This window comes from Kitasatospora sp. NPDC001119, assembly GCF_053598475.1.
Window position 1 is genome coordinate 1 of sequence record NZ_JBSFKI010000070.1, and the last position, 19,552, is coordinate 19,552.

17 protein-coding genes are annotated in these 19,552 nt (G+C 73.7%); 6 read left to right on the forward strand and 11 right to left on the reverse strand.

Features of this window, described 5'->3' with window-relative positions; translation table 11 throughout:
• The first annotated feature begins 171 nt into the window (after positions 1 to 171).
• Positions 172 to 1,089 (forward strand): aminoglycoside phosphotransferase family protein, encoded by a 918-nt coding sequence (locus tag ACWDD9_RS42275; protein ID WP_449814597.1) that lies wholly within the window; start codon positions 172 to 174, stop codon positions 1,087 to 1,089.
• Between the two features lie 38 nt (positions 1,090 to 1,127).
• On the opposite strand, the gene ACWDD9_RS42280 is transcribed toward ACWDD9_RS42275, so the two are convergent.
• The 5 genes from ACWDD9_RS42280 to dxr form a co-directional block, all read right to left on the reverse strand.
• Complete coding sequence (locus tag ACWDD9_RS42280; protein WP_049651295.1) at positions 1,128 to 1,676, reverse strand: GNAT family N-acetyltransferase; 549 nt, start codon at positions 1,674 to 1,676, stop codon at positions 1,128 to 1,130.
• 78 nt (positions 1,677 to 1,754) lie between these two features.
• Positions 1,755 to 2,630, reverse strand: a complete 876-nt coding sequence (locus ACWDD9_RS42285; protein ID WP_049651309.1) for a GNAT family N-acetyltransferase — start codon at positions 2,628 to 2,630, stop codon at positions 1,755 to 1,757.
• A gap of 208 nt (positions 2,631 to 2,838) precedes the next feature.
• A complete protein-coding gene (gene ispG, locus ACWDD9_RS42290; RefSeq protein WP_049651296.1) occupies positions 2,839 to 3,999 on the reverse strand; it encodes a flavodoxin-dependent (E)-4-hydroxy-3-methylbut-2-enyl-diphosphate synthase in 1,161 nt (386 codons plus the stop codon).
• A gap of 143 nt (positions 4,000 to 4,142) precedes the next feature.
• Positions 4,143 to 5,447 (reverse strand): M50 family metallopeptidase, encoded by a 1,305-nt coding sequence (locus ACWDD9_RS42295; protein ID WP_449814598.1) that lies wholly within the window; start codon positions 5,445 to 5,447, stop codon positions 4,143 to 4,145.
• Positions 5,448 to 5,516: 69 nt separating this feature from the next.
• On the reverse strand, positions 5,517 to 6,758 hold the full coding sequence (gene dxr, locus ACWDD9_RS42300) for a 1-deoxy-D-xylulose-5-phosphate reductoisomerase (protein ID WP_049651298.1): 1,242 nt from the start codon (positions 6,756 to 6,758) through the stop codon (positions 5,517 to 5,519).
• Between the two features lie 68 nt (positions 6,759 to 6,826).
• Between dxr and ACWDD9_RS42305 the strand changes: the two genes are divergently transcribed.
• A complete protein-coding gene (locus ACWDD9_RS42305; protein WP_117487826.1) occupies positions 6,827 to 7,495 on the forward strand; it encodes an NAD(P)H-binding protein in 669 nt (222 codons plus the stop codon).
• 122 nt (positions 7,496 to 7,617) lie between these two features.
• Here the strand turns inward: ACWDD9_RS42305 and ACWDD9_RS42310 are convergent, their stop codons facing one another.
• The 3 genes from ACWDD9_RS42310 to ACWDD9_RS42320 form a co-directional block, all read right to left on the reverse strand.
• The gene (locus tag ACWDD9_RS42310; RefSeq protein ID WP_049651300.1) at positions 7,618 to 9,060 is read right to left on the reverse strand and encodes an aldehyde dehydrogenase family protein; all 1,443 of its coding nucleotides are present in this window, start codon (positions 9,058 to 9,060) and stop codon (positions 7,618 to 7,620) included.
• A 180-nt stretch (positions 9,061 to 9,240) separates the two neighbouring features.
• Positions 9,241 to 10,809 carry a PucR family transcriptional regulator gene (locus ACWDD9_RS42315; protein ID WP_049651301.1) on the reverse strand — a complete coding sequence of 523 codons (1,569 nt, stop codon included), beginning with the start codon at positions 10,807 to 10,809 and terminating at the stop codon, positions 9,241 to 9,243.
• Positions 10,810 to 10,962: 153 nt separating this feature from the next.
• Positions 10,963 to 13,035, reverse strand: a complete 2,073-nt coding sequence (locus ACWDD9_RS42320) for an ATP-binding protein (protein ID WP_449814599.1) — start codon at positions 13,033 to 13,035, stop codon at positions 10,963 to 10,965.
• Between the two features lie 245 nt (positions 13,036 to 13,280).
• Between ACWDD9_RS42320 and gabT the strand changes: the two genes are divergently transcribed.
• Both gabT and ACWDD9_RS42330 read left to right on the forward strand, forming a co-directional pair.
• A complete protein-coding gene (gene gabT / locus ACWDD9_RS42325) occupies positions 13,281 to 14,621 on the forward strand; it encodes a 4-aminobutyrate--2-oxoglutarate transaminase (protein WP_049651302.1) in 1,341 nt (446 codons plus the stop codon).
• A gap of 470 nt (positions 14,622 to 15,091) precedes the next feature.
• A complete protein-coding gene (locus tag ACWDD9_RS42330; RefSeq protein ID WP_449814600.1) occupies positions 15,092 to 15,766 on the forward strand; it encodes a phosphatase PAP2 family protein in 675 nt (224 codons plus the stop codon).
• Here ACWDD9_RS42330 and ACWDD9_RS42335 read toward each other — a convergent pair.
• Complete coding sequence (locus tag ACWDD9_RS42335; RefSeq protein ID WP_049651304.1) at positions 15,739 to 16,071, reverse strand: DUF2218 domain-containing protein; 333 nt, start codon at positions 16,069 to 16,071, stop codon at positions 15,739 to 15,741. The genes ACWDD9_RS42330 and ACWDD9_RS42335 overlap by 28 nt on opposite strands.
• A 169-nt stretch (positions 16,072 to 16,240) precedes the next feature.
• Between ACWDD9_RS42335 and ACWDD9_RS42340 the strand changes: the two genes are divergently transcribed.
• The gene (locus ACWDD9_RS42340) at positions 16,241 to 16,762 is read left to right on the forward strand and encodes a MarR family winged helix-turn-helix transcriptional regulator (RefSeq protein WP_049651305.1); all 522 of its coding nucleotides are present in this window, start codon (positions 16,241 to 16,243) and stop codon (positions 16,760 to 16,762) included.
• Here the strand turns inward: ACWDD9_RS42340 and ACWDD9_RS42345 are convergent.
• Positions 16,677 to 17,618, reverse strand: coding sequence for an EamA family transporter (locus ACWDD9_RS42345; protein ID WP_449814606.1), 942 nt, complete (start codon positions 17,616 to 17,618; stop codon positions 16,677 to 16,679). The two genes, ACWDD9_RS42340 and ACWDD9_RS42345, sit on opposite strands and share 86 nt — an antisense overlap.
• 196 nt (positions 17,619 to 17,814) lie before the next feature.
• Here ACWDD9_RS42345 and ACWDD9_RS42350 point away from each other — a divergent pair, with 196 nt between their 5' ends.
• A complete protein-coding gene (locus ACWDD9_RS42350; protein WP_049651306.1) occupies positions 17,815 to 18,720 on the forward strand; it encodes a LysR family transcriptional regulator in 906 nt (301 codons plus the stop codon).
• A gap of 67 nt (positions 18,721 to 18,787) precedes the next feature.
• On the opposite strand, the gene ACWDD9_RS42355 is transcribed toward ACWDD9_RS42350, so the two are convergent.
• A complete protein-coding gene (locus ACWDD9_RS42355) occupies positions 18,788 to 19,552 on the reverse strand; it encodes a ZIP family metal transporter (protein WP_449814601.1) in 765 nt (254 codons plus the stop codon).

The following is a 19,552-nucleotide window of genomic DNA, read 5'->3' on the forward strand; positions in this document are numbered from 1 at the left end:
GGAGAGGGGCGTGACGGGTGATTTTCAGACTGCCAACGGTCTGAACGCCCCACCTCCAGGGTTGGCAGTCTGAAAATCATCCAGCCCCCGGAGCGGCCACCCCCGGAGCCACCCCCGCCACCCACCCTCCCGAGAGCCCACCCCCCCACCCCAAACCCCCACAATGGACCCATGTCGGGAGCCGAACCCACCATCACCGTCCCCACCTGGCTGACGCACAGCGTCACCGCCACCCAAGGCGAAGCCGCCCACCCCTGGCTCGCCACCCTCCCCGCCAGGACCGCCGCCCACCTGGCCGCCTGGAACCTCACCCTGGAACGGGTCCTCGACCCCGGCGGCAGCCTCAGCCTCGTCGCGTACGTCCACCGCGACGACCTCTCCCCCGCCGTCCTCAAGGTCGGCTTCCCCACCCCCGAGACCGTCCACGAGCACACCGCCCTGGCCCACTGGGCCGGCCGCGGAGCGGTCCTCCTGCTCGACTCCGCCCCCGCCGAGGGCGTCCTGCTGCTCGAACGCCTCCACGGCGGGATCCCGCTGCGCTCGCTCGCCGAGCCCAAGGCCATGCTGGAGGCCACCAGCCTGCTGCACCGCCTCTGGACGGAGCTCCCCGAGGGCCACCCGTTCCCCGCGCTCTCCCAGCGGGTCGACGCCGCCGCCCGTCTCGCGGAACTCCCCCACCCCGTCGCCGCCGAGGCGCGGCCGCTGATCGCCGAGGCGCTGGACACCGCCCGGGACCTGGCCGGCTCCGCCGACGAGTCCTTCCTCCTGCACGGCGACTTCCACCACGGCAACGTCCTGGCCGCCGACCGCGCCCCCTGGCTGGCCGTCGACCCGCGCCCGCTGGCCGGCGAACGCGCCTACGACCTGGCCCGGCTGGCGCTGGACCGCGCCGACACCCTGTTCGGTTCCCCCGGCGCCCCCGCCGCCGTCCGCCGCCGCCTGGGCCGGCTCTCCGAAGCCCTCGAGGTCGACCAGGACCGCCTCCGCGGCTGGACCCTCTTCCGCGCCGTCGACCTCGCGCTCCGCGCCCTCGCCGCCGACCGCCGCGAGGACGCCGAGCTCTACCTCGAGTTCGCCGACACCCTCTGACCCGCCGGCCCCGCCAACTCCCCCCGCCCCGAAGGCAGTTACCCCCCGGCCCCCCGCAGGGGCAACGGCGCCCCCATCACCGCGTACAGCCGGTCCGTCGCCGGGAACCGCACCGCCCGCGCCAGGTCCCGGTACCCCAGCGCCCGGTAGAGCCGCCGCGCCGGCGTCTCCGCGTCGATCGCCGAGAGGATGCTCCGCTCCAGCCCCGACCCCTCGCACAGCGTCCGGATGATCCGCGAGCCGACCCCCTGCCCCTGGAACTCCGGCAGCACGTGCAGTTCGGTGACGGCGAAGACCCCGTCCAGCCAGTCCCCGTACCCGCGGGCGGCCAGGTAGGGCTCGATCACCGTGCTCCACCAGTGCTCCCGCTGGTTGGGCATCCCGTACCCGAACCCGACCAGCCGCCCCCCGCTCATCGCCCCGAGCGCGATCACCCCCGGCTGCTGGGCGTGCCGCCCCACGATGTGCAGCCGTACCGCGACCTCCTCGGGCGTCAGCCCGAACGCCACCGCCTGGACCTCCAGCGCCTGCGGCGCCCAGTCCGCGAGGTCGATGGCCCCGATCGTCACCCCGGTCAGCTGATCCATGCTCCGGACGTTACTACCAGCGGCCCCGCGGCGCGGCCGAAGATCCCAACAGCGCCCCGCGCGGCCCGAACGGGCCGCTCAGAACAGCACGCTCATGAACGCCCCGACCTCCTGGAACCCCACCCGCCGGTACGCGGCCCGGGCCCGCAGGTTGAAGTCGTTGACGTACAGCGACACCACCGGCGCCACCTCCCGCAACGCGACCTCCAGGACCGCCGCCATCCCCGTCTCGGAGAGCCCCCGCCCCCGGTGCTCCGGAGCGACCCAGACCCCCTGGATCTGGCAGGCCCCCTCCGTCACCGCCCCGATCTCCGCCTTGAAGACGACCTGCCCGTCCTCGCCGAACCGCGCGAACGACCGTCCGGTGGAAACGAGTTCGGCCACCCGGGCCTGGTAGAGGAGCCCTCCGTCCCCGGCGAGCGGCGACACTCCCACCTCCTCGGTGAACATCGCCACGCAGGCCGGCATCAGGGTCTCGACCTCGTTGCGCCGCACCCTCCGCACCAGCGGATCCGGCGCGATCTCCGCCGACGGCACCGAGGTCGCCATCAGCGGCTGGTGCGCCCGGACGTCCCGGGGCGGGCCCCAACTGCGCTCCAGCAGTGCCCAGAAGGCCGCCGTGGCCGCCGCCGGCCCGACGATCGAGGAGCAGCGCCGCCCCTGGCGGCGGGCCCGTTCCGCGAACGCCGCGACCGCTTCCGGCCCGGCGTCGACCAGGACCAGGTTCGCCCCGGCGTAGCAGAGCGCGCCCAGCACGCCGTCCCCGTCGTACCAGCCCCACATCTCCCCGCCGAGCCGCCACGGGTCCAGCCCGACGGCCTCGACCCTGGTCGCGACGAAGGCGTTGGCCACCGGGTCGCGGTGGAGGATCTCCAGGGCCTCCGGCAGGTCCGGCGGTTCCAGCACGCGGGTGGTGGCCAGGGCCCGGGCGGCCTGGAAGGAGCTCGGGAGCATCACACCGCGATCGAGCATCGGGACAGCACCTCACTGAGACGACTCTGGCCGCACCCTACTCCGTGGCCCCACCCGGCTACGGCCGCGGGGCCGTCCGCGAACGGACGGCCCCGCTTCCGGAAAACACCGCGCGGACGCTCCCGGCACGGTCAGGACAACCTACGGCTGTCGGAATCACGCTGCGCGGGGGCCGCTCCCCCGCGGCCCTTCACTCCCCGGCGACCACGGTCGGCGCCCCCGCCTCGACACCCGCCGCCTGCATCTGCTCGGCGAGCTTGAGGGCCTCCTCGATCAGGGTCTCGACGATCTTCGACTCCGGAACGGTCTTGATGACCTCGCCCTTGACGAAGATCTGGCCCTTGCCGTTGCCGGAGGCGACCCCGAGGTCGGCCTCCCGGGCCTCGCCCGGGCCGTTCACGACGCAGCCCATGACGGCCACCCGCAGCGGCACCTCCATGCCCTCCAGCCCGGCGGTGACCTCCTCCGCGAGCTTGTAGACGTCCACCTGGGCGCGCCCGCAGGAGGGGCAGGAGACGATCTCCAGGCCGCGCTCGCGCAGCCCGAGCGACTCCAGGATCTGGTTGCCGACCTTGATCTCCTCGGCCGGCGGGGCGGAGAGCGAGACCCGGATGGTGTCGCCGATGCCCTCGGCCAGCAGCGCGCCGAAGGCGACCGCCGACTTGATGGTGCCCTGGAAGGCCGGCCCGGCCTCGGTCACGCCGAGGTGCAGCGGGTAGTCGCACGCGGCGGCGAGCTGGCGGTAGGCGTTGATCATCACGACCGGGTCGTTGTGCTTGACCGAGATCTTGATGTCGCGGAAGTCGTGCTCCTCGAACAGCGAGCACTCCCACAGCGCCGACTCGACCAGCGCCTCCGGGGTGGCCCGGCCGTACTTCTCCAGCAGGCGCTTGTCCAGCGAGCCGGCGTTGACGCCGATCCGGATCGGCACGCCCGCGTCCTTGGCGGCCTTGGCGATCTCGCCGACCTTGTCGTCGAACTGCTTGATGTTGCCCGGGTTCACGCGCACCGCGGCGCAGCCGGCGTCGATCGCGGCGAAGACGTACTTCGGCTGGAAGTGGATGTCCGCGATGACCGGGATCTGCGACTTCTTGGCGATGATCGGCAGCGCGTCGGCGTCGTCCTGCGTGGGGACGGCGACCCGGACGATCTGGCAGCCGGACGCGGTGAGCTGGGCGATCTGCTGCAGCGTGGCGTTGATGTCGGAGGTGACCGTGGTGGTCATCGACTGCACCGAGACCGGGGCGTCGCCGCCGACCGGCACGTTGCCGACCATGATCTGCCGGGAGTAGCGGCGCTTGGCCAGCGGCTTGAGCGGCAGGGACGGAATACCGAGCGAGATCGCGGTCATGTGCGCAGGGTTCCCCGGGGTTGAGGTGTGGTCGACCGCCCGGCCGTGACACGGCCGAGGCCGGGCGCGCTGACGATCGCGCACCCGGCCTCCACGGTACGGCACCGCAACGGCGCCCAGCACACCCGTGGTACCCGAACGCCCTAACTGATCTTCACCGGGTTCACCAGGTCGGCGACCATCACCAGGAGCGTGAAGCCGATGAAGATGCTGGCCACCACGTACGCCACCGGCATCAGCCTGGCGACGTCGAACGGGCCCGGGTCGGGCCGCCTGAACAGCTGTGCGAAGCGGCGCCGGACCGCCTCCCAGGCCGCGCCGGCGATGTGCCCGCCGTCCAGCGGGAGCAGCGGCAGCATGTTGAAGAGGAAGAGCGACAGGTTGATGCCGGCCAGCAGGTTCACGAAGAACGCGATCCGCTGAGTGGCGGGCAGGTCGAGCGAGAAGACCTCGCCGCTGACCCGGGCCGCGCCGACCATGCCGACCGGGGAGTCCGGGTCGCGCGGGGCGTCGCCGACGACGGCGTTCCAGAGCCCGGGGATCTTGCCCGGCAGGGCGGCCAGCGACTTCACCCCGTTCTCGGCCATGTCGTACATCCGGTCCACCGACTGCCCGAAGCCGAGCTGGACGGTTTCGCTCTTCGGGGTGAACCCGAGGAACCCGGCCTGCACGGTCTGGCCCTTCAGCGGCACGCCGTTGCCGTCGTACTTCTGCACGTCGTTGACGGCGATGGTGGGCGTGAAGGTGAGCCGCTCGCCACCGCGCTCCACGACGATCGCCACCTGCTTGCCGGCCGACTTCCGGATGTCCGCCTGGAGCTGGTCGTAGTCGCGGATCCGGTCGCCGTCGAAGGAGAGCACCTTGTCGCCCTGGCGCAGCCCCACCTCGTTGGCCGGGGTCTTGGGCGCGTCGGCGGGGCAGGTGTCGGTGGGCTGGCCCGCCTTGACCACGCACTGGGCGACCGAGCCGATGGTCGGCACCGTCATCGAGACGCCGAAGCCCATCATGACGGTCAGGAAGAGCCCGAACGCCAGGACCAGGTTCATGAACGGCCCGGCGAACATCACGATCATGCGCTTCCACGGCTTGCGGGTGTAGAAGAGCCGGCTCTCGTCACCCTCCTGGAGCTCCTCGTAGGAGGCCTCGCGGGCGTCCTCGATCATGGTGCGCCAGGGGGAACTGCTGCGCTTGGTGATCCGGCCGTCCTCGCCCGGCGGGAACATCCCGATCATCCGGATGTACCCGCCGAACGGGATCGCCTTGATGCCGTACTCGGTCTCGCCCTTCCGGCGCGACCAGAGGGTCGGGCCGAAGCCGACCATGTACTGGGGCACCCGGATGCCAAACAGCTTGGCCGTGGAGAGGTGGCCGAGTTCGTGCCAGGCGATCGAGACGAGCAGCCCGATGACGAAGACCAGGATGCCGACCACCGTCAAAACCGTTGCCACCGCTGGTCCTCCGTCATGCCGCTCCGCTCATCGTCTCGTCCTACCGCAATCGGGGTCGTCGGTCGACCGTCAGCCGGCCGCCAGCTCGCGGGCCCGGGCGCGCGCCCAGTCCTCCGCGTGCAGGACGTCCTCGACCGTCAGGGAAGTTCCCGCCGCCGGAGCGCCGTCCCGCTGACCGTGCTCGGCCACGACCTTGGCAACAGTGTCCACGATTCCGGTGAAAGCGAGGCGGCCCTTCAGGAACGCCTCCACACACTCCTCGTTGGCCGCGTTGAACACCGCCGGGTTGGTACCGCCCAGGGTGCCCACCTCACGGGCCAGCTCGACCGCCGGGAAGGCCTCGTCGTCCAGCGGGAAGAACTCCCAGGTGGCGGCCCTGGTCCAGTCGCAGGCGGGGGCCGCGTCCGGCACCCGGTCCGGCCAGCCCAGGCCCAGCGCGATCGGCATCCGCATGTCCGGCGGGCTGGCCTGCGCCAGGGTCGAACCGTCGGTGAACTCCACCATCGAATGCACCACCGACTGCGGGTGGACCACGACCTCGATCCGGTCGAACGGCACGTCGTACAGCAGGTGCGCCTCGATCACCTCCAGGCCCTTGTTCACCAGGGTGGCCGAGTTGATCGTGACGACCGGGCCCATCGCCCAGGTCGGGTGCGCCAGCGCGTCCTGCGGGGTCACCCCGGCCAGCTGCTCACGGGTGCGGTTGCGGAACGGGCCGCCGCTCGCGGTGACCACCAGCTTGCGCACCTCGGCCCGGGTCCCGCCGGCCAGCGCCTGGAACAGCGCCGCGTGCTCGGAGTCCACCGGCACGATCTGGCCCGGCTTCGCCACCGCCTTCACCAGCGGACCGCCGACGATCAGCGACTCCTTGTTGGCCAGCACCAGCACCCGGCCCGCCTTCAGCGCCGCCAGCGTCGGCCGCAGGCCGATCGACCCCGTGATGCCGTTCAGCACCGAGTGGCACTCCAGAGCGGCCAGCTCGGTCGCCGCGTCCGGGCCCGCCAGCACGGTCGGCAGCGCACCGCCCGCCGCCTTCGCGGCCAGCGCCTCGCGCAGCGCCGGGACGGCCGCCGGATCTGCCACCGCCACGGTGTGCACGCCCAGCCGCACCGCCTGCTCGGCGAGCAGCTCCACCCGACCGCCCGCCGCCGACAGGGCGACCACCCGGAAACGGTCCGGGTTGCGGAGCACCACGTCGATGGCCTGGGTGCCGATCGACCCGGTGGAACCCAGGATCACCAGCTCCCGGGGGCCGGAGGGGTCCGCCACGGTGGGCGTGAAACGCAGCTGCGGGTGGGCGAGCGAAGTCATGCGCCCATTGTGTCCTGTTCGCGGCACTCCCCAGGACGACTTCCGACCCTTCGGACTACCGTCGGACCATGCGTACCGTCATCGCCGGGGGCCACGGACAGATCGCGCTCCACCTGGAACGGCTGCTCGCCGCCCGCGGCGAACGCCCCGCCGGGATCATCCGCCGCCCCGAACAGGCCCAGGACCTCGTCGACGCCGGCGCCGAGCCGCTGCTGCTCGACCTGGAGGCCGCCACCGCCACCCGGCTCGCCGCACTGCTCACCGGCGCCGACGCGGTGGTCTTCGCCGCCGGCGCCGGACCGGGCAGCGGCGCCGCCCGCAAGAACACCGTCGACCGGGACGCCGCCGTGCTGCTCGCCGACGCCGCCGAACTCGCCGGGGTCCGCCGGTACCTGATGGTCTCGGCGATGGCCGCCGACGCCCAGGCCCATTTCCCCGCCGACGAGGTCTTCGAGACCTACCTGCGGGCCAAGGGCGCCGCCGACGACGCCGTCCGGGCCCGCACCGCGCTGGACTGGACGGTGCTGCGCCCCGGACGGCTCACCGACGGCCCCGGCACCGGCCTGGTCCGGCTCGCCCCCTCCGTCGACCGCGGCGCGGTGGACCGGGCCGACGTCGCCGCCGTCCTGGCCGCCCTGCTGCGCGAACCGGGCACCGCCGGGCTGACCCTGGAGTTGGTCGCCGGGAACGCCACCGTCGAGGAGGCGGTCGCGGCGGCCGCCGGACACGACGGCTGAGCCCGCGCCGGGGCGCGAACGCGAAGAGGGCCCGGTTCGGCGAACCGGGCCCTCCCGCCTACGACGACACCGCGTCGGTCAGGGGCCTCACAGCCCCGGCGATCTCAGAGGTCTCTGAGGTCTCAGAGGTCGAGACCGGTCAGGACCATGACCTTCTCGACGGTGTAGTCGTCCATCGCGTACTTGACGCCCTCACGGCCGACACCGGAGTCCTTGACGCCGCCGTACGGCATCTGGTCGGCACGGTAGGACGGCGCGTCGCCGATGATCACACCGCCGACCTCCAGCTCCCGGTGGGCGCGGAAGGCGGTCTGCAGGTCGTGGGTGAACACGCCCGCCTGGAGACCGAACGCCGAGTCGTTGACGGCCGCGAAGGCCTCGTCCACGCCGTCCACCCTGTGCAGCGACAGCACCGGGCCGAACACCTCGGCCTTGGCCAGGATCGCGTCACCGGGCAGGTCGGCCAGCACGGTCGGGGCATAGGTCGCACCCTCACGGGTACCGCCGGTGAGCACCTTGGCGCCCTTGGCGACCGCGTCCTCGACCCAGGACTCGACGCGCTTCGCGGCGTTCTCGTCGATCAGCGGGCCGACGTCGGTCGCGTCGTCGGCCGGGTCACCGGTGACCTGCGCCCTGACCTTGGCGACGACCTTCTCCGCCAGCGCGTCGTACACCGAGGCGTCGGCGATCACCCGCTGCACCGAGATGCAGGACTGGCCGCCCTGGTAGTTCGCGAACATCGCGATCCGGGTGGCCGCCCAGTCCAGGTCGGCCTCCGAGGACCAGTCGGCGAGCACCACGGCCGCGGCGTTGCCGCCGAGCTCCAGGGTGCAGTGCTTGCGCGGCACCGAGTCCATGATCTGGTAGCCGACCTTGTCCGAACCGGTGAACGAGATCACCGGCAGGCGCTCGTCCTGCACCAGGGCCGGCATCCGGTCGTTCGGCACGGTCAGGATCGACCAGGAGCCGACCGGCAGGTCGGTCTCGGCCAGGATCTCGCCCAGCACCATCGCCGACAGCGGGGTCGACGGAGCCGGCTTCAGGATGATCGGGGCGCCGACCGCGATCGCCGGGGCGACCTTGTGGGCGACCAGGTTCAGCGGGAAGTTGAACGGGGCGATCCCCAGCACCACACCGCGCGGGAAACGGCGCACCACCGCGAAACGGCCCACGCCGCCCGGGTCGGTGTCCAGCCGCATGGTCTCGCCGTTGGTGCGGCGCGCCTCCTCGGCGGCCCAGCGGAAGACCGACACCGCGCGGCCGATCTCACCGCGGGCCCACTTGATCGGCTTGCCGTTCTCGGCGCTGACCAGCTGGGCGAGCTCCTCGGTGCGCTCGGTCAGCCGCTTGGCCACGTGGTCCAGGGCGGCGGCACGCTGGTGCGCCGGGGTGGCGGCGAACACCGGCAGCGCGGCCACGGCGGCGTCCAGCGCCTCCTCGACCTGCGCCTCGGTCGGGATGCTCACCTTGCCGACCAGACGGCCGTCCCAGCTGTTGTGCACCTCGAAGTCGGCGTCACCGCTCGCCCGGCGGCCGGCGAGCCAGAAATCGTACGTGGTGGTCACCGTGGTACCGGCCCTCTCCTCGTCTGTCCTACGGCCCACGGACGTGGGACCCGGTTTTGAGGGTAGGCGCGGCGGCGCGCCGACCGGATTGGCCGACTAGGAGCGTTCGCCCCCGGGGCCACTCCACCGCGTCCTACCGGCGCCCCGCGGGCCGCCGGAACCCCACACCCCGCCGGCGCCTCACTCCTCGCCGGAGCGCAGCGCCAGCCACAGCTCCATCCGCACGTCCGTGTCGTCCAGCGACCGGCCCAACAGCTCCTCGACCCGGCGCATCCGGTAGCGCAGCGTGTGCCGGTGCACACCCAGGTCCGCCGCCGCCGCGTCCCACTGGCCGTGCCGCGACAGCCACGCCCGCAACGAGGCCACCAGATCCCCGCGGGCCGTCCGGTCGTGCTCCCGCAACGGCCGCAGCAGCCCCTCCGCGAAGGCCGTCACCGCGTCCTCGCCGAGCAGCGGCAGCAGCGACCCCGCGCCGACCTCCTCGTGGTCCACCGACCGGCGGCCACCGCGCAGCGCCACCGCCAGCGCCCGCTCCGCCTGCGCGTTCGCCGTCCCCGCCTCCTCCAGCGCGGCCGGCGCCGAGACGCCCAGCGACAGGCCCTCGTGCTCCTCCACCGCGCCCAGACAGGCCCGGTGCACCGCGCCGTTGTCCAGCGCCAGCACCATCAGCCGCGGCCCGTGCGCACCGTCCTCCCGCGCCACCAGCAGCTTCTCGCCCACCCGGGCGCCCGCCTGCTCGGCCCGGTCACCCAGCTCCCCGAGCGCCTCCGCGGCATCCGCGTTGGCCGGACCGGCCCCGGCCACCAGCACCCGTATCGTCCCCTCCGGCAGCCCCCCGAACAGCCCCACCGCCACCTGGCGGGCCGTCGCCACCTCACCGGCCAGCACCATCCGCAGCAGCGCCGCGCCCATCCGCTCCTCGGCCTGCCGCAGCTCCCGCGAACGCTCCAGGGTGAGGGTCAGCAGCGCCACCGCCGCGTTCAGCACGTACCGCTCGGTCGGCGTGATCCGGTCCTCGGTCCCGACCGCCAGGAAACCCCGGGCCCGCCGGTCCGCCCCCAGCGACTGGACCACCACGTAGTCCTCGTCCGCCGTGTCTATCCCCGGCGCGCGCCCCTGCAACGCCGCACTCGACGGCGCCGGACGCCGACGCAACCGGTCCACCTCCGCCGCCAGCCGCCCAGCCCGGCGCGCCGCCCAGTCCGGCGCCACCACCGACAGCGCACCCGACCCGTCGTACAGCGCCGCCCAGCCACCCAGCCGGGCCGCCAGCCGGCGCACCACCGCCGTCGTGCCGTCCTTGCCCAGCGCCGCCCGGGTCAGCTCCTCCTGCGCCTCGAAGCTGGTCGTCACCGCCTCGTACTGCTCCGCGGCCAGCGCCGCCGACACCACCTTGCTGATCGCGATGAACGGCGTCGGCTCCGGCACCCGCAGCAACGGCAGCCCGCGCTGCGCCGCCGCGTCCACCAGCGGCTGCGGCACCTCCGTGTGCGACAACCCCACCCCGAGCCCCAGCCCGACCACCCCCGCATCGGCCAGCCGGTGCACGTACGCCTGCAACTGCGCCGCCGTACGGCCCAGCTTGATACCGGTGGTGAGCAGCAGCTCACCACCCTCCAGGAACGGCGTCGGGTCGTCCAGCTCACTGGTGTGCACCCAGCGGACCGGCCGCTCCAGGTGATCCGCACCGGCGAGGACCGTCAGATGGAGCGACGTGTTGCGGACGACGGAGGCGAGTGTGGGGGGCATGGCACCTTCGAAGGATCGACCTGACCGCGCCGTTGCGGCCGGGCGAGGAGAGGGACGTGGGACTGGTGAGGGTCTCTCCCCTTCATTATGGACGCCCCGGACAACCCGCACTGCCGAATCCACCTCGAAGGCGACTTCCCCCGCCGCCCGCCCTCAGCCCCTGAGGTCCACCAGCAGCGGCGGAACCTGCTCCCCCGACACCGCCGTCAACGACACCACCGCATGCCCCGCCGGCAACGCGTGCGCCAGATCCGACGGCGACCACCGCAGCCGCTCCACATCCCGCGTCGTCACCGACTCCGTCTGCGCCGTCGTCCCCGACAACGCCTTCCGCCCGACCCGCCCCGCCCGCCGTATCACCCCACCGGAGGTGTCGGGGGTGTGGGTGACCGCGGTCTCCTGCACCAGGTGCGTCCCCCAGGCCTCCGAGAACAGCTTCCCGTCCCACGGCGCGATCCCCGGGAACGCCATCCGACAGCCGACCGCGCCGAACAGCGGCGCCCGCAACGCCTCGGGCAGGTCCACCAGCGTCCGCAGCAGCAGCACCGCGCCCGCGTTCGCCCCGCGCATCCGCTGCAACCCGCGCACGGCGGCGGCGTCCAGCGCCGCCGAGGCGTCGTCCACCACCAGGCCCGCGAACAGCGAACGGTCCTCGCGGGCCCCCGCCGCCTGCACGAACTGCCCCACCACCAGCCGGGACAGCATCCGCGCCGCCTCCGGGTGGCTCCGCTCCGGCAGCTTCACCCGCACCCGCAGCGGGTGGTCCAGCACCCGCATCGCGAACGGCGGCCGACCCGTGCCGTCGGTCGCGAAAGCGCCCTCGAAGGCGGGCCGCTCCAGCAGCGCCAACCGGTCCGCCAGCAGCGCCCCGGGGTCGTCCGCCCGGTCGCGCTGCCGCTCCCGGTACTCCAGGTCCCGCTCGTGGACGGCGAGTCGGCCCGCCACGCCGAGCGCCTTCACCAGCGCCGCCAGCACGTCCGGCTCACCCGCCAACAGCGCCCGCAGCTCCCGCACCCCCGGATAGCGGCCGTACGCCGCGTGGAACGGGCCCACCACCTGCTGCAGCGCGGTACGGGCATGCTCCGCGCGGGCCGTCAGCTCGTCCGGCAGCAGCGCCTCGGCCAACCGGGCGGCCGCCTCGTCCGGGTCCCGCGCGGCGCCGTAGAGGTCCAGCCCGTACAGCGAGGACCGGTCGCCGGGCGCGATCACCACGTCGTACCAGGAATCCGGGCCGAGATCGGCGTCCGCCGCCCCGACCACCACCGCACAGGCCGTACCGGACAGCGCCTGCAGGCACAGCGCCTCGGCCACCGGCCGGGCCAGCCGCGCCGTCTTCCCCGTCCCCGCCGGACCCACCGCCAGCAGCGAGGTGCCCAGCACCGCCGGGTCCAGCGCGAAACCGGCCGCCCGGTGGCCCAGCGGATTCTTCGGGACGTCCTGCGCCGTACCGAGCCGGACCTGGCCGAGCAGCAGATCGTGCCGCTCGGCACGGCCGGGCAGCTCGCGCGCCTCGGAGGGATGGGCGAAGGCCGCCGCGCCGCGGCTGGCCACCTGCTCGGTGAAGGCGGGCACGAACACCGGGTCCGCCTGCGCGGACTCCCAGGCGCGCCGGATCCGCACGTAGTCGACGTCCCCCACGGCCTCGCCCTCCAGCCGGACGGCCGCCTCGGCCGCACCGCCCCGGCGCAGCCCGTCCCACGGGTCCTGCCCGCGCACGGCCTCGACCGCCCCCGGGACGTCCTCCTCGACGGGCTGCTCCTCCGTCACCGTGCGCGACAGCAGCGGCGCGACGTAACGGCGCCACACCTCGGGCCAGCGGCCCATCCGGCCGAAGATCTTGATGACGGCTGCGGCCACCAGCACGTTCACCGACAGCCCGACGACGGTCACAAGGGTCTCGCTGGGGTGTTCGACCCAGACGGTGATCACGATCAGGTGAAGCACCAGTTGTGTGCCGTAGACAAAGGCGAACCACGCCACAACCGCGTTCAGCCCCGCCCGCAACAGCAGCGGCCAGGTCGCGACCTTGGCCGCCTCCGCCCGCTCCGGGTCGACGCGGCGGTAGCCGAGCCGGTAGACGCCCGGGTCGGCGTCGGGGCGCGGGGCGCAGGCCCAGGTCGCGAGGTCGAAGGAGGAGGTGCCCGCCGCGGGCCGTTGGTGGGGCAGGGGGGTCGGGGGTCTGGTGGTGGTGCGCTCGCCGTGGTGGTGTGCCCCGTCCTGTGCCATGTACGGTCCCGTTCCCTCGCCCGCCCGCCCGGCCCGACCGCCGTCGGTGCCGCCATACCCATGCCGCCGTACCGGCGACACGCCCGCGCTCAGGGTAGTGGAGCGCGGCCTGCGGGTAGTCGCGCCACCCGCGCTGGCCGTGCCGGACAAGTCGGACGGCGCACTGCTACCGAGTGGCGCGTGCCGGGGTGGGGAGGGCGGCCGTAGCCTGCGAAGCACCGAGCCGAGAAGTCTGGAGATACCCCATGAGCGCCGCAACGCCGCTCCCGCAGGAGCGCCGCCTGGTCACCGCGATCCCCGGTCCGAAGTCGCAGGAGCTGCACGCCCGCAAGCTGGGTGCGGTGGCGGCCGGTGTCGGCACCACCCTGCCGGTGTACGTGTCCCGTGCCAACGGCGGCGTGCTGGAGGACGTGGACGGCAACTCGCTGATCGACTTCGGCTCCGGCATCGCCGTGACCAACGTCGGCAACAGCGCCGAGGCCGTGGTGGCCCGGACGACCGAGCAGCTGGCCAGCTTCACGCACACCTGTTTCATGGTGACCCCGTACGAGGGTTACGTGGCCGTCGCCGAGCAGCTGAACGAGCTGACCCCGGGTGACCACGAGAAGCGCACCGCGCTGTTCAACTCGGGCTCCGAGGCCGTCGAGAACGCGGTGAAGATCGCCCGCGCCTACACCAAGCGCCAGGCCATCGTGGTGTTCGACCACGGCTACCACGGCCGCACCAACCTGACGCTGGCGCTGACGGCGAAGAACATGCCGTACAAGCAGGGCTTCGGTCCGTTCGCCCCCGAGGTCTACCGGGTGCCGGTCGCCTACCCGTACCGCTGGCTGACGGGTGCGGAGAACGCCGCCGCCGAGGCCGCCGCCCAGGCGATCGACACCATCAACAAGCAGATCGGTGCCGAGAACGTCGCCGCGATCATCATCGAGCCGATCCAGGGCGAGGGCGGCTTCATCGAGCCGGCCAAGGGCTTCCTGCCGGCGATCGTGGAGTTCGCGAAGGCGAACGGCATCGTGTTCGTCGCGGACGAGATCCAGACCGGCTTCTGCCGTACCGGCCAGTGGTTCGCGTGCGAGGACGAGGGCATCGTCCCGGACCTGATCACCACCGCCAAGGGCATCGCCGGCGGTCTGCCGCTGTCCGCGCTGACCGGCCGCGCCGAGATCATGGACGCCGCGCAGACCGGTGGCCTGGGTGGCACCTACGGCGGCAACCCGGTGGCGTGTGCCGCCGCGCTGGGCGCCATCGAGACCATGAAGGAGCAGGACCTCAACGGCAAGGCGCAGCGGATCGGCGAGATCATGCTGGGCCGCCTGCGGGCCATGCAGGAGAAGTACGAGATCATCGGCGAGGTCCGCGGCCGCGGCGCGATGATCGCCGTCGAGCTGGTGAAGCCGGGTGGCAAGGAGCCGAACGCGGAGGTCACCGCGGCCATCGCCAAGGCGTGCCACGCGGAGGGCCTGGTCGTGCTGACCGCCGGCACCTACGGCAACGTGCTGCGCTTCCTGCCGCCGCTGGTCATGCCGGAGCACCTGCTGAACGAGGGCCTGGACATCCTGGAGGGCGCGTTCGCCGCTCTCTGAGCGGTGTCGCCCGTCAGGTCGTGAACCCCCCTCCGGAGGGTTGTCCGGACAGCGCTGAACGGCCCGTGGGGACTTCTGGTCCGCACGGGCCGTTCGGTTGTCCGGGCGCGTCGCGCGGGCGGCCGGGGCATGATCGACGGGGCGCCTCCGAGGTTGCCCCGCGCAGGGTGAAGATGGTGTGCGGAATCGCTGAAGGCGCTCGGCGCGGAAGGGCTGTTGACGTAGTGTCATCGCAGATGGACAGCGAGCCTCAGCCATGGGCGCGGCCGTCCGCGGGGCCCCCTCCGGGGCCGGTTCCGCGGGTGCCGGACGAGGACGACCAGGTCGGCCCGGGAGGGCCGGCGCACACCGAAGGCCGATCGACCGACCGTCCGACCCACACCCCCCGGGGCGCACGGAACGGCGATCATCAGGGCCGCCCCGGAGCTCTCCCCCCTGCTCCGGGGCGGCTGTCCGTCGTCCTGGGCCGGGTGGCCCGGTCGGTGGCCGTCCCGGTGACGGCGGCGGTGCTGCTGGTGGTGGTGTCCTGGCAGGTCGCGGTGGAGGGGCCGCTGCTCGGCGTGGACCGTTCGGTCCGCCGGGCCGTCCGTACGGCCCACCGGGACGTCCCGGACGCGCTGCTGGACCGGCTCGGCCACTTCCTGTCGGACCTGGGCGGCGGCGTCCCGGCGGTCCCGGTGCTGCTGCTGGCCGGCGCGTTGGCCGCCTGGCGGGGGCGCCGGGCCGGGGCCGGGCGCTGGTGGCTGCCGCTGCCGGTGGCGGCGCTGACCTCGGTGCTGATCCCGCTGCTGGTGGTCCCGGCGAAGTCGGCCTTCGCCCGGCCCGGTCCGCTCGGGGAGCCGCTGACGGCGGGCCAGTGGGGCTGGTACCCGTCCGGGCACACCGCGACCGCGGCGATCTCGTACGGGGTGGCGGCGCTGCTGCTGGCCCGGGTGGCGGGGCCGCGCGCCGCCCGGCAGTTGGCGGCGGGTGCGGTGCTGCTGTCGCTCGGGGTGGGCGCGGGGCTGGTGTGGAGCGACTTCCACTGGCTGTTGGACGTGGTGGCGAGTTGGTGCCTGGCCGTCCTGGTGCTGTGGCCGCTGGCCCGGTGGCTGCCCGGGCCGGGTGCCGGGGGCGGTCAGGCCTCGGGGTCCTCGTTGCGGTGAACCAGGCCGGGCTCGCCGTTGTCCCGGTGCCACTCGATGACGAGTTCGTCGCGGGCGCCGAAGCGGACCAGGTGGCGGCCGACGACGTCCTCCAGGCCGGGCAGCTTGTCGCGCTCGCCCTCGACGGTGAGCAGCAGCGCGTCCGGCTGGGCCTCCAGGGTGGCGGTGCCGGCGCCGAAGACCATCGTGCCGCGGCCGGTCTCCTCGGAGTAGACGGCCTCGATCTTGCGCCCCATGTGGGCGGTGAGCTGCTTGGCGTAACGGCCCGGGCGGTCGGTGGCGACGCGGGCTTCGGAGCGGGGCATGGGCCCTCCATTGGTCGGGGACGGGAACTTAGGGTTCCCTCACTTGGGAGCAACGCTAACCCAGATACTGAGTCAAGCTCAACATTTTTCCGCGATCGTCTTCCGCCGCCCGCCACGGGCCCCGGACCGACGGCTACCCTTGGGCGGACGCCAGCCGAGGAGACCGCCGATGACCACCACGCCGACCGACGAACCGGCGGACCCCTCCCCCGGCCCCCGGCCCGGCACCCCGGGCACCGCCGCCGAGCTGGCCGACGCGATGACCAGGGCGATCAAGCGGATCCGCCGTCAGACCGGCTGGCGGCTGGAGCCGTACGGCATCACCCCCGGCCAGGCCCGGGCCCTGCGCACGCTCGCCCACGTGCCCGGCTGCGAGACGCCGGACCACGCGATGCGGCTGAGCGACCTCGCCGACAAACTGCACATCGCCCCGCGCTCGGCGACCACCGTGGTCGACGCGCTGGAGGAGGCCGGCCTGGTCGAGCGCAGCCCCGACCCGGCCGACCGGCGGGCGGTGCGGATCCTGCTGACCGAGGCCGGACGGGCGGCGGTGGAGCGGATCGGGCAGGTCCGGGACGAGGTGGCCCAGGAGTACTTCGGCGAGGTCAGCCCCGCCGACGAGGAGGTGCTGCTGCGGGTGCTGCGCTCCGCCGAGGCCCGCTTCCTCGCAGCCGGGCCGCCACGCCGCTAGCGGCACCGGGACGCAGCGCGGTGATCCCGATCCCGGTGATCACCAGCAGCGCGGCCGCGGCGGCCGGCGGGCTGATCCGCTCGCCGAGCAGCAGCCAGGCCGAGGACATCCCGAACACCGGCACCAGCAGCGAGTAGGGCGCGACGGCGGTCGCGTCGTAGCTGCGCAGCAGGAAGCTCCAGGCGACGAAGCCGAGCAGGGTGGAGACCAGCCCGACGTAGCCGATCGCGCCCAGTCCGGCCGGGGTGATGTCACGCAGGGCGCGCAGGTCCGCCTCGGGGCCCTCGACCAGCAGGGACAGGCCCAGCAGCGGCAGCGGCGGGACGGCGCTGACCCAGACCATCCAGCGCAGCGCGTCCGGCGGCGCGGCCCTGCGGGTCAGCACGTTGGCCAGCCCCCAGGCGACGGCGGCCAGGACGACCAGGGCGAAGGCCCCGAGCGGGCCTCCGGCGCCCTGGTCCCAGGCGCTCAGCGCGATGCCGGCGAAGGCGACCGCCAGGCCCGCCAGCCGCTGCCCGCCGGGGCGTTCGCGCAGCAGCACGGCGGCGAACAGCGCGGTGAAGCCGGCCTGCCCCTGGAGCACCAGCGAGGAGATCCCGGCCGTCATCCCGGCGTGCATGCCGAGGAAGAGCAGTCCGAACTTGACCACCCCGAGGACCACGCCGACCGCCAGCACCCAGCGCCAGGCCACCTTGGGCGGGCCGACGAAGAAGACCGCCGGCACCGCGACGACGGCGAACCGCAGGGCGCAGAAGAGCAGCGGCGGGAAGTTGTCCAGGCCGACGTGGATCAGGACGAAGTTGAGGCCCCAGACGGCGGCCACCAGGACGGCCAGGGCGATGTGGCGGGGGCTCATGCCGCCCCGGCCGCCGGTGCCGCCCGTGCCGGTCGTGCCGGTCGTGCCGGTCGTGCCGGTCGTGCTGCCTGTACTGCTCATGCTGTTCCGGCCGCTCGGAGCGGCGGCGGTTGTCGCGGTCATGGGTCGAGCATGGTGGCGCCGGACCGTTCAGCACCAGCGATGAATTCTGAAGGGGACGCTTTAGTATCGCTGCATGATGGACCTGGGGCGCCTGCGGGCGCTGCACGCGGTGGCGGTGCACGGCTCGGTCGGCGGGGCGGCCGCGGCACTCGGCTTCACGCCCTCGGCGGTCTCGCAGCAGATCGCCAAGCTGGAGCGGGAGACCCGGACGGTGCTGCTGGAGCGGCAGGGCCGCGGCGTGGTGCTGACCGACGCGGCGCGCGAGCTGGCCGTCACCGCGCAGACCGTGCTGGGGCTGGTGGAGCAGGCCGAGGTGCGGCTGGAGGAGCAGCGCGGCCAGGCCGTCGGGCGGCTGCTGGTGGCCGCGTTCCCGTCCGGTGCCCGCGGACTGATGCCCGGGGCGCTGGCCGACCTGCGGCGGCGCTGCCCGGAGCTGGACGTCCGGCTGCTGGAGCGCGACCCGTACCCGGCGGCCGAGCTGGTGGCCCGGGGCGAGGTGGACCTGGCGCTGGTGCAGGACTGGCCGACCGTGCCGCTGCCGGTGCAGGAGGGGGTCTCCCGGATGGACCTCGGCACGGACCCGGTGGACCTGCTGCTGCCCGCCGACGACGACCTGGCCGCGCTCGACCCGGTGCCGGTGGAGCGGCTGTGCGGGCAGCGCTGGATCAGCGTGCCCCCGGGCAACATCTGCCACGACTGGCTGGTCCGCACCCTGCGCGAGGCCGGCGAGGAGCCGGACGTGCGCTACCAGGTCGGGGAGTTCGAGACCCAGATCGCGCTGGTCGCGGCCGGTCTGGGAATGGGCCTGGTGCCGAGGCTCGGACGGGGCCCGCTGCCGCCCGGGGTGGCGGCCCGCCGGGTGGCGCCGGAGCCGGGCCGCCGGGTGTTCGCGCTCTGGCGCTCCCAGGCCTCCCGGCGGCCGGCCATCACCGAGGCGCTGGCCTCGATGCGGGAGTGCTGGGGGCGGCTTCCGGGCTGAGGGCCGCGGCGGCCGGTCTCCCGCCGGACGGGCCGATCGGTCCGAGGGCTGAGGACCGGTGCGGGCCTCAGCCCGCGAAGCCGATCACCAGCCACATGAAGCCGACCCCGGCCACGGTGCAGAGCAGGGTGCTGCGCGAGGGGTGCGGGCTGTGCGCCTCGGGGAGGATGTCGGAGGTCGCCAGGTAGAGCAGGAAGCCGGAGAAGAAGCCCAGGTAGAGGCCGAGCAGGTGCCCCGGGATGGTGAACGCCAGGGTGATCGCCGCGCCGGACACCGGGGCCACCGCGTCCGCGGCGAGCAGGGTCAGCGCCCGCCGCCGGTTGTTCCCGTACAGGCGGGTGATCGTGTACGTGTTGAAGCCGTCGGCGAAGTCGTGCGCGACCACGGCGATGGCCACCACCGTGCCGACCGTGGTGCCCGCCTGGAAGGCGGCGCCGATCGCGAAGCCGTCCATCACGCTGTGCCCGACCAGGGCCAGTGCGGCGGTCAGCCCGACGCCCTGGTGCCCGGCGGAGCGGGCGTCCCCGTGGTGGTGGCCGTGGGAGTGCGCGGCGTACTCGCCCTCGTGGCCGCGGTGGATCGCGACGGCGCGCTCGATCACGTGGATGGTGAGGAAGCCGGCCGCGAACAGCAGCAGCGCCTGCGGCACGCCGTGCACCTCGCCCGGCGCCTGGTGGAGCGCCTCGGGCAGCAGGTCGAAGGCGACCACGCCGAGCATCAGTCCGGCGGCGAAGCCGAGCAGCAGGTGGCGGCGGTCGCGGGTGCGCTGGGCGACGAAACCGCCGATCAGGGTCATCAGGAACGCCGCGGCGGCGACCAGTACGGCGGTCAT

What these genes read in the sequence shown, in the direction of transcription:
- ACWDD9_RS42320 (WP_449814599.1), bottom strand. Translation starts at nt 13,035, where the DNA reads ATGGCACAGGACGGGGCACACCACCACGGCGAGCGCACCACCACCAGA.
- ACWDD9_RS42285 (WP_049651309.1), bottom strand. Translation starts at nt 2,630, where the DNA reads ATGCTCCCGAGCTCCTTCCAGGCCGCCCGGGCCCTGGCCACCACCCGC.
- ACWDD9_RS42305 (WP_117487826.1), top strand. Translation starts at nt 6,827, where the DNA reads ATGCGTACCGTCATCGCCGGGGGCCACGGACAGATCGCGCTCCACCTG.
- ACWDD9_RS42335 (WP_049651304.1), bottom strand. Translation starts at nt 16,071, where the DNA reads ATGCCCCGCTCCGAAGCCCGCGTCGCCACCGACCGCCCGGGCCGTTAC.
- ACWDD9_RS42355 (WP_449814601.1), bottom strand. Translation starts at nt 19,552, where the DNA reads ATGACCGCCGTACTGGTCGCCGCCGCGGCGTTCCTGATGACCCTGATC.
- dxr (WP_049651298.1), bottom strand. Translation starts at nt 6,758, where the DNA reads ATGACTTCGCTCGCCCACCCGCAGCTGCGTTTCACGCCCACCGTGGCG.
- ACWDD9_RS42345 (WP_449814606.1), bottom strand. Translation starts at nt 17,618, where the DNA reads ATGAGCCCCCGCCACATCGCCCTGGCCGTCCTGGTGGCCGCCGTCTGG.
- ACWDD9_RS42340 (WP_049651305.1), top strand. Translation starts at nt 16,241, where the DNA reads ATGACCACCACGCCGACCGACGAACCGGCGGACCCCTCCCCCGGCCCC.
- ACWDD9_RS42350 (WP_049651306.1), top strand. Translation starts at nt 17,815, where the DNA reads ATGATGGACCTGGGGCGCCTGCGGGCGCTGCACGCGGTGGCGGTGCAC.
- ACWDD9_RS42275 (WP_449814597.1), top strand. Translation starts at nt 172, where the DNA reads ATGTCGGGAGCCGAACCCACCATCACCGTCCCCACCTGGCTGACGCAC.
- ispG (WP_049651296.1), bottom strand. Translation starts at nt 3,999, where the DNA reads ATGACCGCGATCTCGCTCGGTATTCCGTCCCTGCCGCTCAAGCCGCTG.
- ACWDD9_RS42315 (WP_049651301.1), bottom strand. Translation starts at nt 10,809, where the DNA reads ATGCCCCCCACACTCGCCTCCGTCGTCCGCAACACGTCGCTCCATCTG.
- ACWDD9_RS42280 (WP_049651295.1), bottom strand. Translation starts at nt 1,676, where the DNA reads ATGGATCAGCTGACCGGGGTGACGATCGGGGCCATCGACCTCGCGGAC.
- gabT (WP_049651302.1), top strand. Translation starts at nt 13,281, where the DNA reads ATGAGCGCCGCAACGCCGCTCCCGCAGGAGCGCCGCCTGGTCACCGCG.